This is a genomic window from Streptomyces sp. NPDC044044 (assembly GCF_056434405.1).
Genome location: NZ_JBWKFG010000007.1, coordinates 602116 through 616318 on the forward strand (window position 1 = coordinate 602116; position 14203 = coordinate 616318).

1 protein-coding gene is annotated in these 14203 nt (G+C 73.5%); it reads right to left on the reverse strand.

The window, feature by feature from the left end; translation table 11 throughout:
- Positions 1–46 precede the first annotated feature (46 nt).
- On the reverse strand, positions 47–13189 hold the full coding sequence (locus AC07AG_RS27955) for a type I polyketide synthase (protein WP_478758710.1): 13143 nt from the start codon (positions 13187–13189) through the stop codon (positions 47–49).
- Positions 13190–14203 lie beyond the last annotated feature (1014 nt).

The window sequence follows — 14203 nt, forward strand, 5'->3', positions numbered from 1 at the left end:
GTGCTCCTTACAGCGGTGCGGGGGAGATCGTTGCGGTCCGGCTCGGTCACGAGGTCTCGAGTTCGTCGTCGAGGTAGCCGAAGAGTTCGTCGTCGGTGGCCGATGTGAGGTCGGACTCGACGTCCTCGTCGACGTCGTCGGCCCGCGCGTCGCTCCACTTGGCGAGCAGGGCCCGCAGCCGCAGGTCCGCCTTGGTGGCGGTGCCGTCGTCGGTGAGGGCGAGCAGCGCGCTTTCCAGCTGGTCGAGTTGGTCCAGTACGCCGGTCCCGTGCTCGGGCTCGGTGCGCGGGAGCAGCGTGAGGATGTGCCGGGCGATCGCGGCGGCCGAGGGGTGGTCGAACACGAGCGTCGACGGCAGTCGGAGCCCGGTGGCCGCGGTGAGCCGGTTGCGCAGTTCCACCGAGGTCAGTGAGTCGAACCCGAGGTCCTGCAGCCCACGGCTGGCGTCGACCTGGGTGCCCGCCGCGTGGCCGAGCACCGCGGCGACCTGTGCGCAGACCAGGTCGATGACCGTCTGCTCGCGGTCCGCGGCGGACTGGCCCGCGATGGTGTCGGTGAACGTCGCGCCCGTGGTGGTCGTCTCCGCCGTGACGCGGCGGGCGGGGGCACGGACCAGGCCCCGCAGGATCGGGGGCAGCGTGCCGTCCGCCGCCTGTCCGCGCAGTGTCGCGGTGTCGAGCAGGACGGGCACGAGTGCGGCGCGGTCGTCCTGCGCCGCGGTGTCGAACAGCGCGAGGGCGTCCTCGGTGGGCAGTTCGAGGATGCCGGAGCGGCCGAGCCGGGCCCGGTCGTCAGCGTCAAGACCTGCCGTCATGCCGCTCGCGGCCGCCCACATGCCCCACGCGAGCGAGACGCCGGGCAGGCCGAGGGCGTGGCGGCGGCGCACGAGTGCGTCGAGCGCCGCGTTGGCGGCCGCGTAGCTCGCCTGGCCCGCGCTGCCGATGATCCCGGCCGCGGAGGAGAACACGACGAACGCGGACAGGTCGGCGTCCCGGGTCAGCTCGTCCAGGTGCAGCAGGCCGTCGACCTTCGGCCCGAAGACGCGGTCGACCCGCTCGGGCGTCAGCGACTCGATGACGCCGTCGTCGACGACTCCGGCGGCGTGCACGACCGCGCCGAGCGGCCGGTCGAGGGAGGCGAGGAGTGCGGCCACGGCGTCGCGGTCTGCCACGTCGCATGCCGCCACGGACACCTGGGCGCCCAGTGCCGTCAGTTCGTCGCGCAGTTCCTGTGCGCCGTCGGTCGCCAGGCCCTTGCGTCCCGCGAGGACGAGGTTGCGGGCGCCCCGGTCGGCGACCAGGTGGCGGGCGACCAGTGCGCCGAGCGTGCCGAGGCCGCCGGTGACCAGGACCGGGCGGTCCGGGTCGAGCGGGGCGGGCGCGGTCAGGACGACCTTGCCGATGTGCCGGTTCTCGCTGTGGTGGCGCAGCGCCTCGGGTGCGCGGCGGACGTCCCGGGCTCGTACGGGCAGGGGGTTCAGCACGCCCGCGGCGGACAGCGCGAGCACTTCGGCCAGCATGTCCTGGAGGCGGTCGGGGTCCGGCTGTGTCTGGTCGAGGGTGGCGTACTTGACGCCGGGCGGCAGGTCATCGGGTTCGGGTACGTCGCCCTTGCCCAGCTCGATGAACCGCCCGCCGTCGGACAGCAGTTCCAGGGAGGCCTGCACGAACTCCCGCATTTCCGGGGAGTCGTCGGTGAACTCCGGCAGTCGCGGGGAGCCGTCCGTGGGCTCCGGCTGCTGCAGTGAGGTGTCCACCAACTCCCGTACCGACGAGTTCAGGACCACTTCCACGCCGCGTCCGCCGGTCTCGGCGGCGAAGTGCGCCGCGAATCCGGTGTCGAGGCAGGACGCCAGGTGTGCCTGGGGCACGCCCGCCGCCCGTACGGCGCCCCACTCGGCGGGACGCGCGGTCGCGAAGACCTTCGCGCCCCAGTGCCGCGCGAGCTGCACCGCCGCCGTGCCGACATCGCTCGCCGCGTCGTGCACGAGGACGGACTCGCCCCGGCGCAGATGTGCCAGGTCGTGCAGGGCGTAGTAGGCCGTGAGGAACGCCGGGGGCACGGATGCCGCCCGTGCGAAGGACCATCCGGCGGGCACGGGTGCGACCAGCCTGCGGTCGGTGACCGCGAGCGACCCGAAGCCCTTGGTGGCCATGGCAAGGACGCGGTCGCCCACGGCCAGGTCGGTCACGGCCGCGCCGACCTCGGTCACGACGCCCGCGATCTCGCTGCTGGGTTCGCCCGTTCCGTGGTGTGCGTCGAGGGCGGCAAGGACGTCCCGGAAGTCCAGGCCCGCGGCGCGGACGGCGATGCGTACGTCGCCGGGCGCGAGGGGTGCGGTTGCTTCGGGGTGCGGCATCAGGGCGAGGCCGTCCAGCGAGCCGCGCGCCGTGACGTCGAGGCGCCACGGGCCGTCGGTGGGCGGAGCGAGCAGGTTGCCCGAGGTGGCACGGGCGAGCCGGGGCACGGTCACCAGGCCGGCCCGCACCGCCGACTGGGGCTCACCGGTGGCCAGCGCGGCCGGCAGTGCGAGGGCGGACTCCTCTGCGTCGTCGAGGTCGATCAGCGCGAATCGGCCGGGGTTCTCGGTCTGCGCCGACCGCACGAGCCCCCACACGGCGGCCTGCGCCGGGTCGGGCGTTTCGTTGTCGACCGCGCCACGGGTCACGAACACCAGGCGGGTGTCCGCCGTCCGCTCGTCGGCGATCCAGTTCTGGGCCAGCTCCAGCGCCCAGGACACCGCATCCCGCGCCGCCGGTCCGTCCGTTCCGTCCGGCCCGTTCAGGCCGGAGGCTCGGGGGCAGAGCGCGAGCAGGTCGGTCACGACGTCGAGGGCGCCGAAGTCGGGCACGGTCGGCACGTCGATGCCGAGGTCTCCCGCGGTGAGGCCGTCCGGGCCGAGGTGAGTTTCGAGCGCGGCGAGCCTGACCGGCCTCTCCCCTGTCGCTCCGTCGGCAGGCGTCCACTCCAGTGCGAACAGGGCGTCGGCGGTGCGTGATGCGGCCTTGTGGAGCTCCACCGGTCGCATCACGAGCGAGTCGACGGTCGCGACGGGCCTGCCGGACGGGTCCGCGACGGCCAGCGACATCTCGTTCTGCCCGTCCTGTCCCTTGGGCGACCAGCGCACCCGCAGCGTCGAGGCGCCGACGGCGTGCAGCCGCACCCCGGTGAAGGCGAACGGCAGCCGGGGGCCGCCGCCGGTCTCCTCCAGAGCGCGCAGCACCGGCGCGTGCAGGGCTGCGTCGAGCAGGGCGGGGTGCACGCTGAAGCCCTCGCCGCCGGTCCCGTCGGGCAGGGACACCTCTACGTACACGTCGGAGCCGAGGCGCCAGGCCGCGCGCAGCGCACGGAACACCGGGCCGTAGCCGTAGCCGAGTTCGGTGAGGCGGTCGTAGACGTCGTCGGCGTCCATCGGTGTCGCGCCCTGCGGCGGCCACACGGCGAGCTCGGTCGCCGGGGCGTCGCTCGTGGTGAGCGTGCCGGTGGCGTGTTCGGTCCACGGCGCGTCCCGGTCGGCGTCCTCGGCCCGTGAGTGCACCCGGACGCTCCGCCTGTCGTCGCTCTCCGCGCCGACCGTGACCCGCAGGACGCGGGCGCCTCGCTCGGGCAGGGCCAGCGGGGCCTGCAGGGTCAGTTCCTCCACGGTGTCGAGACCGCAGTGGCCCGCGGCGTGCAGGGCGAGGTCGAGGAAGCCCGTGCCGGGGAACAGCACCTGGTCGCCGACGCCGTGGTCGGCGAGCCACGGCTGGGTCCGCGTGGACAGCCTGCCGGTGAACACGACGCCGTCGGAGTCGGGCAGCGCGACCGCGGCGCGCAGCAGCGGGTGGTCGCCGGTGGCGACACCGAGTGCCGCGGTCGCCCCGTCGCCCGCGGGGGCGACGGCCGCGGTCAGCCAGTAACGGTCGTGCTGGAAGGCGTAGGTGGGCAGGTCGACGCGGGTGCCCCGGCCGCCGAGCGCGGCGGCCAGGTCGAGGCGTGCGCCCCGGACGTGGAGCTGCGCGGCGGCGAGCGCCAGTGTGTCCGGTTCGGGCCTGTCGGAGCGCAGCGTGGGCACGAACACGGCGGAGGGTGCGCTGTCCTGGCCCATCGCGGTGAGCACGCTGCCGGGTCCGACCTCCACCATCGTGGTCACGCCCTGCGCGACGAGGGTGGTGACGCCGTCGGCGAACCGTACGGGCCGGCGCACGTGCTGGACCCAGTGGTCCGGTGCGGCGAGTTCATCGGCGTCGACCGGCGCGCCGGTGAGGGTGGAGACGATCGGCAGCGTGGGCGGGTTGGCGGTCGCGCCCGCCACGACGCGGCGGAACTCCGCGAGCATCGGCTCCATCAGCGGTGAGTGGAACGCGTGGCTGACCCGCAGTCCGGTGACCTTGCGCCCCTGCGCCTTGAGGCGGTCGGCGAGCTCGCGCACCTCGGGTTCGCTGCCGGAAAGGACCAGTGAGTCCGGGCCGTTGATGGCGGCGATGCCGACGTGCTCGGAGCACTCCGGTGCGATCTCCGCCTCGGTGGCCTGTACGGCGACCATGACGCCTCCGGCGGGCAGCGCCTGCATGAGCGCGCCGCGGGCGGCGACGATCGTGCAGGCGTCGGCCAGCGAGAAGACGCCCGCCACGTGCGCGGCGGCCAGTTCGCCGATCGAGTGTCCTGCGAGCGCGTCGGGCTTGAGGCCCCAGGACTCCCACAGCCGGTACAGCGCGACCTCTACGGCGAACAGCGCGGGCTGGGCGTACTCGGTGCGGTCGAGCAGGGCCTGGTCGTCGCCGAACACCACGTCGCGCAGCGGCACGTCGAGGTGCGGGTCGAGGTGGGCGAACGCCTCGTCGAGCGCGTCGGCGAACGCGGGGTGCGCCTCGTACAGGCCGCGGCCCATGCCGATGCGCTGGGAGCCCTGGCCGGAGAACAGCACGGCGAGCCTGCCGCCGTCGGGGGCCCCGCGCACCACGCCCGGGGCGTCGGCGCCTTCGGCCAGCGCGTCGAGACCGGCGCGCAGTTCGGGTGTTCCCGTGCCGAGTACGACCGCGCGGTGGTCGAGTGCGGCTCGCCCGGTCGTGAGCGTCGCGGCGACGTCCACCGGCGACAGTTCGGGCCGTGCGTCCACGGTGGCCGCCAGGCGGACGGCCTGCTCGCGCAGCGCGGCGGTGTCGCGGGCGGACAGCGCCCACGCCAGGGTGCGGCCGCCGGGTTCGTCGGCGAGGGCCGTGGCCGGGGCCTCGGGGGCGGGTTCGCCCTGTTCGAGGATGACGTGGCCGTTGGTGCCGCTGACGCCGAACGCGGAGACGGCTGCGCGCCTGGGCCGGCCGGCCTCGGGCCACGGCCGCTGGTCGGCGAGGAGTTCCACGGCGCCGGTCGTCCAGTCCACGTGGTCGGATGGGCGGTCGAGGTGGAGGGTGCGGGGCAGTACGCCGTGCCGCATCGCCTGCACCATCTTGATGACGCCCGCGATGCCCGAAGCCGCCTGGGTGTGGCCGATGTTGGACTTCAGGGCGCCGAGCAGCAGCGGCCGGTCGGCGGGACGGTCCTGGCCGTAGGTGGCGAGGAGCGCCTGTGCCTCGATGGGGTCGCCCAGCTTGGTGCCCGTGCCGTGGCCCTCGACGGCGTCCACGTCCGCGGTGGACAGGCCCGCGTTCGCGAGCGCCGCGCGGATGACCTGCTGCTGCGCGGGCCCGTTCGGTGCGGAAAGGCCGTTCGACGCGCCGTCCTGGTTGGTGGCGGAACCCCGGACGACAGCGAGTACTTCGTGGCCGTTGGCCCGTGCGTCGGAGAGCCGTTCGAGGAGGATCAGGCCCGCGCCCTCGCCCCAGCCGACGCCGTCGGCGGCATCGGCGAAGGGCTTGCACCGGCCGTCGGGGGCCAGGCCGCCCTGCAGGCTGAACTCGGCGAAGGGCGTCGGCGTCACCATGATCGCCGTGCCGCCCGCCAGGGCCATCGAGCACTCCCCCGACCGCAGCGCCTGCACCGCGAGGTGCAGGGCGACCAGCGAGGACGAGCACGCGGTGTCCACGGTGACGGCGGGCCCGCGCAGGCCGAGCGAGTAGGCGATGCGGCCGGACACGACGCTCAGCGCGTCGCCGGTGAGCCGGTAGCCGTCCATCTCGGGCGTGGCCTGTTCCAGGGTGCCCGCGTAGCTCTGCGGTGAGGCGCCGACGAACACGCCGGTGAGGCTGTCGCGTACGGAGGACGGGTCGATGCCCGCCCGCTCGAAGGCCTCCCAGGCCAGTTCGAGCACCTGCCGCTGCTGCGGGTCCATCGCGAGGGCCTCGCGCGGGGCGATGCCGAAGAAGCCCGCGTCGAACCCGCCCGCGTCGTCCATGAAGGCACCCTCGAACGTACGGCTGCGGCCCTGTGCCTCCGCGTCGGCCGGGTACAGCCGGTCGGGGTCCCAGCCACGGTCGTCGGGGAACGGGCCGACGGCGTCATGTCCGCCCAGGACGAGCGACCACAGGTCCTCGGGGCCGCGTACGCCGCCGGGGAAGCGGCAGCTCATCGCCACCACCGCGATCGGATCGTCGGCGGCGCGGGCGGCGGCCGGGGCCGGGGCGGCGGACTGCCGCTCGCCCAGGACCACGGAGTACAGGTGGTCGGCCAGCGCGTCCGGCGTCGGGTGGTCGAAGACGACGGTCGCGGGCAGACGTACGCCGGTGGCGGTGTTGAGGCGCTTGCGGAGCTCGATGGCGGTGAGGGAGTCGAAGCCCAGCTCGCGGAAGGCGCGGTCCGGCGTGACGGTGTCGGGTCCTTCGTGGCCGAGCACCGTCGCCGCGTGGCCGCGGACCAGGTCGAGCAGGAGCCGGTGCTGGTCGGCCTCGGCGAGCCCGGTCAGGCGGTCGGCGAGCGCACCGCCGGAGGCAGGCTGTTCCGCCGCGTCCTGCGCGGCGAGGGCGACGACGTCGGGTATCTCGCTGATCAGGGGGCGTGAACGGGCCGCCGTGAAGCCGGGGGTGAAGCGGGCCCAGTCGACGTCGGCGACCGTCACGGTCGTCTCGCCCGCCGTGAGGGCGGCGGCGAGCGCGCCGACCGCGAGTTCCGGCCGCATGGGACGCATGCCCCTGCGGCGCAGCTGGTCGTCGAGGTCGCCGGTCACCATGCCGCCGCCGGCCCACATGCCCCAGGAGACCGAGGTGGCGGGCAGGCCTTCGGCGTGGCGGCGCTGCGCGAGGCCGTCGAGGAAGGCGTTGGCGGCGCCATAGGCGCCCAGTTCGCCGCTGCCCCACACCGCGGACCCGGAGGAGAACAGCACGAACGCGTCGAGCTCGCGTCCTGCGCACAGCTCGTCGAGGTGGGCCGCGCCGACGGCCTTCGCCTCCAGGGCGTACGCGAGATCCGAGGTCTCCGTCTCGGCCAGCGGCAGGGACGGAACGGTGCCCGCCGCGTGGAAGACCGAGCGGATCGGGGTGCCTTCGGCGTCGAGCCGGGCGAACAGGTCGGCGAGCGCGGCACGGTCGGCGGCGTCGCACGCGGCGATGGTGGTCCGGACGCCGAGTCCGGTCAGCTCGGCCTCCAGCTCCTGCGCGCCGGGGGCGTCGGCGCCACTGCGGCTGGTCAGGACGATGTGCTCGGCGCCGTTGCCCGCGAGCCAGCGGGCCACGTGGCCGCCGATGGCGCCGGTGCCGCCGGTGATCAGTACGGTGCCCGTGGCGTGCCAGGCGGGTGCCGCGGCCGGGGCGGGGGCAGGGGTCAGCCGTCGCGCCGACAACCCGGAGGCGCGGATGGCCAGCTGGTCCTCGTCCGCGAGTCCGGCCAGGGCGGCGGCGAGACGCGTCGCGGTCCTGGTGTCGGGGGTCACGGGCAGGTCGACGATGCCGCCCCAGCGGCCCGGCTGTTCCAGGCCGAAGGCGAGGCCAAGGCCCCACACCTGGCTCTGTGTCGGGTGGGTCAGCGGGTCGGACCGGCCGACGGACACCGCGCCCGTCGTCGCCATCCACAGCGGTGCGCCGATCCCGGCGTCACCGAGTGCCCGTACCAGCTCCAGCGTGCCGGACAGTCCCCTCGGGACGGTAGGCGCCGCGGGGTCGGGCCGTTCGTCGAAGGCCAGGAGGGAGAGCACACCGCTGGGTACGACGTCCACGGCGCGCAGCGAATCCGCCGATCCTTCGACCTCCAGGACGTCGGCGCCGTGGGCGCGCAGCGCGTCGACGGCCGCCGTATGCCACGGGTGCTCCGCCTCGGACGGCGAGCCGATCACGAGCCAGGTGCCGGACAGGGCCGGGGTGGCGGCGGTGCCGAGCGCCTCCCAAGTGACCCGGTAGCGCCACGCGTCGACGGTGGAGCGCTCCTGCCTGCGGCGGCGCCAGTCGCCCAGGCTTGCCAGCACGTCGGAGAGCGGCGCGTCGGCGGGCACGTCCAGCGTCGTGGCGAGGTCGCCCCGCTCCACCGAGGACCAGAACTCCTCAAGGGCGGGATCGCCTGCCGTGGACGGGCGGGCGGTCTCGTCGAGCCAGAACCGCCTGCGCTGGAAGGGGTAGGTGGGCAGGTCGACGGGCCGCCCCGCGGGCACCACGGCACGCCAGTCGAACGGCAGGCCCTCCACGTATGCCTCGGCGGCGGAGAGCAGGAAGCGGTCGAGGCCGCCGTCGGTCCGGCGCAGCGTGCCCACGACGACGGCGTCGGCGTCGGTCGCGTCCAGCGTCTCGCGCACCCCGAAGGTGAGCACGGGGTGCGGGCTGCACTCGACGAACGCGCCGATGCCCCGGTCGAGCAGGCCGCGGGTGGCCTCTTCGAACCGCACGGTGTTCCGCAGGTTCTGGTACCAGTAGTCGGCGCCGACCTCGGTTCCGGTCAGCCACTCCCCCGTCACCGTGGAGAGCATCGGCACGCTCGCGGCCATCGGCTCAATCCCGGCCAGTACAGCGGCCAGTTCGTCCTGGATGCGCTCCACGTGCGGCGAGTGGGACGCGTAGTCGACGGGGATACGACGTGCCCGGATCTCGTCGGCGGCGCAGGACTCCATCAGCTCGTCCAGGGCGTCGGCATCACCCGCCACGACCACCGAACCCGGGCCGTTGACGGCGGCGAGCGATATGCGTCCGTCCCACCGCGCGATCCGCTCACGCGCGGCATCAGCCGTCACCGAAAGGGACACCATCCCGCCCTGACCCGAGAGCGCCAGGATCGCCTTGCTGCGCAGCGCGACCACCTTGGCCGCATCCTCCAGCGACAGCGCCCCCGCCACATGCGCGGCGGCGATCTCGCCCTGGCTGTGGCCCACCACCGCGTCCGGCTCCACACCGTACGAACGCCACAACGCCGCCAGCGACACCATCACCGCCCACAAAGCGGGCTGCACGACATCCACCCGCTCCAACGCGGCGCCATCATTCAGCACCTCGTGCAACGACCAGTCCACATACGGGGCGAGCGCATCAGCGCACGCGTCAAGGGAAGCGCGGAACACCGGCGACGACTCCGCCAGCTCCGCACCCATGCCCAGCCACTGCGAACCCTGACCCGGGAACACGAACGCCACCTTGCCCGCAGGCCGCGCCACACCGATCGCCACACGAGCCGACTCCGAACCACCGGCAACCGCCGCCAACGCATCGGCACCACCCGAAACCACCACGGCCCGGTGATCGAACACCGACCGCGACAGCAAGGCATCCGCCACATCTGCCGACTCCAACCCCTCTACAGCGGGGGCAAGTTGGGCGGCGTGGGCGCGGAGGGCTTCCTCCGTGCGCGCGGAGAACACCAGAGGGACAGGGCCGGAGGTCGGCAGCGGGTCGACCGGAGTCTCTTCCGGCGCCTGTTCGAGCACGGCGTGGGCGTTGGTGCCGCTGATGCCGAACGAGGAAACGGCGGCCCGACGGGGGCGCCCGGCGTCGGGCCACGGCGTGGTCTCGGTGACCAGCGACACGGCGCCCGATGCCCAGTCCACGTGCGGGGTGGGTTCGGTGATGTGCAGGCTTTCGGGCAGTACGCCGTGCCGCAGCGCGAGCACCATCTTGATCAGGCCCGCGACGCCCGAAGCCGCCTGCGTGTGACCGATGTTGGACTTCACCGAGCCGAGCAGCAGCGGCCGGTCCACGGGGCGCTCACGGCCGTAGGTGGCGAGAAGGGCGTCCGCCTCGATCGGGTCGCCGAGGCGGGTGCCGGTGCCGTGCGCCTCGACGGCGTCGACCTCGGCGGCCGTGACGCCCGCGTCGGCGAGCGCCTGCCGGATGACCCTGCGCTGCGCGGGGCCGCTGGGGGCGGTGAGTCCGTTGGACGCGCCGTCCTGGTTGATCGCGGTGCCCTTGATCAGCGCGAGTACGGGGTGTCCGTTGCGGCGCGCGTCGGAAAGGCGCTCCAGAAGCACCATGGTGGCGCCCTCGGCGAGGCCGAACCCGTCGGCACTCGCCGAGAAGGCCTTGCAGCGACCGTCGGGGGCGAGCGCGCGCTGCCTGCTGAACTCCACGAACATGCCCGGCGACGGCATGACCGTGACGCCGCCCGCGAGGGCGATGGGGCACTCGCCGCGCCGCAGCGACTGGACGGCCAGGTGCAGGGCGGCCAGCGACGAGGAGCATGCCGTGTCGAGGGTGACGGCGGGTCCGTTGAACCCGAACGAGTAGGAGAGCCTGCCGGACGCGACGCTCGCGGTGTTGCCGGTGAGCAGATAGCCCTCGAGGTCAGCGGGGGCCTCGTGCAGCCTCGGCCCGTAGTCCATCGTCATCGCGCCCACGAACACGCCTGCCTGACTGCCCCTCAGGCCCGTCGGCTCGATGCCCGCGCGCTCGATCGCCTCCCAGCCGATTTCGAGGAGAAGCCGCTGCTGCGGGTCCATCGCCAGTGCCTCGCGCGGCGATATCCCGAAGAACTCCGGGTCGAACTTGTCGACGTCGTGCAGGAATCCGGCCTCGCGCTGGTAGTAGCCGCCGGCCCGCTCGGCGTCCTCGTCGTAGCGCCCGTCCAGGTCCCAGCCCCGGTCGGTGGGGAACGCGGTGATGCCGTCGCCGCCCGTGGACAGCAGCTCCCACAGGTCCTCGGGGCTGCGCACTCCGCCGGGCAGGCGGCAGCTCATCGCGACGACGGCGATCGGCTCGTCGTCCCCGGCCACCGCGAAGGCGGACGGCTGGTCGTCATCGGCCGGTGCACCGAGCAGGGCCCGGTCGATGCGCTCGGCGAGGCCACGGCACGTCGGTGTGTCGAACACCGCCGACACGGGCAGGTTCAGGCCGGTGGCCGCGTTCAGCAGGTTGCGCAGCCGCACCGCGCCCGCCGAGTCGACGCCCAGTTCGAGGAGCGGCGCGTCCGCGTCGGGGGCGGGCCCGGTGTGCCCGACGACGGCGGCCACCTGCGCGCGGACCAGGTCGAGCAGGAAGTCGGCGCGGTCGGGGGCGTCCGCGAGCCGGTCGTCGAAGGACGGGGCGGGGACGGCACCGGGCGCCGCGTGCAGCGGGTAGGCGGGCAGCGGCACCGCGCGTGCGTCCAGGCCCGCGAACACCGCGTTCCAGTCGGGGAGCACGCCGTGCGTGTGCAGTTCGGCGAGCGCGGCGGTCATCTGGTCGGCGCCGCCACGGTCCCTGCGCAGGGTGCCGACGACGGCGGCCTCCACGGCGGCGTCCTCGGCGGTCTCCTGCACGGCCCGGGTGAGCACGGGGTGGGGGCTCGGCTCGAGCAGCAGTCGGTGCCCGGCGGCCAGGACGGCGCGTGTGGCGCTCTGGAAGTCAGCGGTGCCGCGCACGTTGCGGCACCAGTGGTCCGCGGTGAGCGTCAGCGGGTCGACCCTCGCGCCCGTGGTGGCCGTGTAGATCGGTACGTCCGTCGGGCGGGGGGTGATGGGGGCGAGGTCGGCGCGCAGCATGTCGAGCACGGAGTCGACCTGGCGGCCGTGGGCCGCGAGACGGATCGCGATGCCTCTGGCCCTGATCCCGTCCGCGGCCAGGTCGGCGAGGAGTTGGGTGGCCGCGTCCTCGTCGCCGGAGACCAGGACCGACGTGGGCGCGTGCACGGCGGCCAGGTCGAGGCCCTCGTACCGGGTGAGCCGCTCACGTACCTCGTCGGCGGACGCCAGTACGGAGAGCATCACCCCGCGTTCGAGGAGGTGCACCTGCGCCTGGCTGAACAGGGCCACGGCCCGCGCGCCGTCCTCGACGGACAGCGCGCCCGCGACCGTCGCGGCCGGGATCTCGCCGACGCTGGAGCCGATCACGGCACCCGGCTGCACTCCCCATGAGCGCCACAGCGCGGACAGGGACACCATCATCGCCCAGAGTGCGGGCTGCGCCACGTCCGGGCGGTCGAGGGAAGGCGTGTCCGTCCTGCCGCGCAGCACGTCGATGACGGGCCAGTCCACGAACGGCGTGAGGGCTTCCGCACAGGCATGCAGTTGCTCGGCGAACACCGGCGACGTGGCGAGGAGTTCGTCGGCCATGCCCAGCCACTGCGGCCCGTGACCGGGGAACACAAAGGCGACGTCGTCTGCCGCGGCACGCGCCGGTCCTCCGGCCGCGAGCCCCGGCACCGGTATTCGCCCCTCGCTGACGGCGAGCAGCTCATCGGCGAGCCGGGTACGGTCCCCGCCGACCAGCACGGCGCGGTGGGCGAGAGCGGGGCGGGTGGTGGCGAGCGAGAAGGCGAGGTCGACGAGCGGCAGGGTCGGCTCGGCCTCGATCAGCGAGTGCAGGTCAGCGGCCCGCGCCCGCAGCGCATCCTGGTTGTGCGCCGACAAGGTGATCGGGACGGCGGGTCCGTCCGGCGCGGCGCGGCCGGGCTCGGCCCTTCCCGAGCGCAACGCGGCCTCGACCAGCGCGGGAACGCCGTCGGACCATGCGTGGTCGGTGTCGAGCCGGTAGGCGAAGGTCGCGGTCCGTGCGCTGTCCCCTCGCGTGAGCACGGCGAAAGCACCGTCCGTCCCGACCAGCGCCAGGTCGCACTCACCGGAACTCAGGGCGGCGACGGCATCGGCGAGAGGGTCGTGTCCGGTCCGGCAGGGGCCGTGCAGGCCGAGCACGCGTGCCAGCTCGCCCGCGTCGTCCGCGCCATCGGTGCCGGCGGCCAGATGGACGCCGACGCCTGCGCGGTCGTCCGCGCCGATGCCCGCGTCCTCGCAGGCCGTCCACGCCGACTCCAGTTCGTCCGTCCGGCCCGCGGGCAGCGGCACACCGGTCAGCTCGACAAGTACACCGTGATCGCGCTCCGCCCGCACCGGTGCCGCGGACGCGACCCCGATGACGGCGACAGTGCCGGTGTGCAGCCCTTCTGATAAGCGCATGGCAGCCTCTGCCTTCGTCGGTCATCCAACTGGAACTGGATACATGCATCGTTGGCCTGAATGAGCTCGATACTTTCTCGGCCACTTGCCGCGACAACGAGCGCAAGTCAAAGCCAGATATCCAGAAATTGTCAACTGCGGTCTATTTTCGGTCTGTCACAGGCGGAAAACGCTCGTAGGAGCCGCGTAAGCGCGGGTCAGAGCCGTGCCCGCTCGCGCGATTTACCGTACGGACTTCCAAAATTTACCTGGCTATCGGCGCGCCCAGGAGAGCGGCGGGCTCGCCTGCCGTCCTGTCCCCAAGCGGCTCCTGCCCTATCGTGCAGCGCCTTTTGCCCCATCGCGCAGGGGTGGCTCGCATGCGGGCGGACGGAATTGCGGCAGCACCCGTTCATCAATAACTCGCCATTCGACCGTCACGTTCCGGCCATACGGATCCCGTTAAAATCCAGCCCCTCATGCGTCACCACGCTGACGCGCCGCATGAATAGGGGGCTGAAACGAGTGCGTCGACCGCGCCGTGGGAGCTCTTGGGCCTGCACGGGAACACCGGTGGTATGCCTGGAGCGGAGCCAGGGTGTGGGGGTGGAGCCAGGGAAGCCCTGGCCAAAGGGGGGGTGGTCGCGCCGTCCCGCAGGGGCGACGCCTGTCGCACCGCTCAAGACTCCATCGGCCGAGTGGTGCGCAACGCTGGTGAGGGGACGGGCGCGGATACGGGCGCGGGGCGCACGAAGAGCGGCGCACTAACCCCCGGCCGACTCCACGAGGCGCAGGCCGGGTTCGATTTCCGCGTTGGTCAGGGTTCGCCACGCATCAGTCGAGAGGTGCTCAGCGACATAACCCGTTCAGGAACACAGTGAATTGCGTTCGGGTGCAGGAACGGCACCCTTTGGTCTTCACATGTTAGCCAAGGCGACACGCCTGCGAGTGCCGGGCCTTACGTCGCGACCGGCGCATGCTCATCCCTCCTATATATAGGCCCCGAGCAGTCGCCGGGATCGATACGGAGGACCA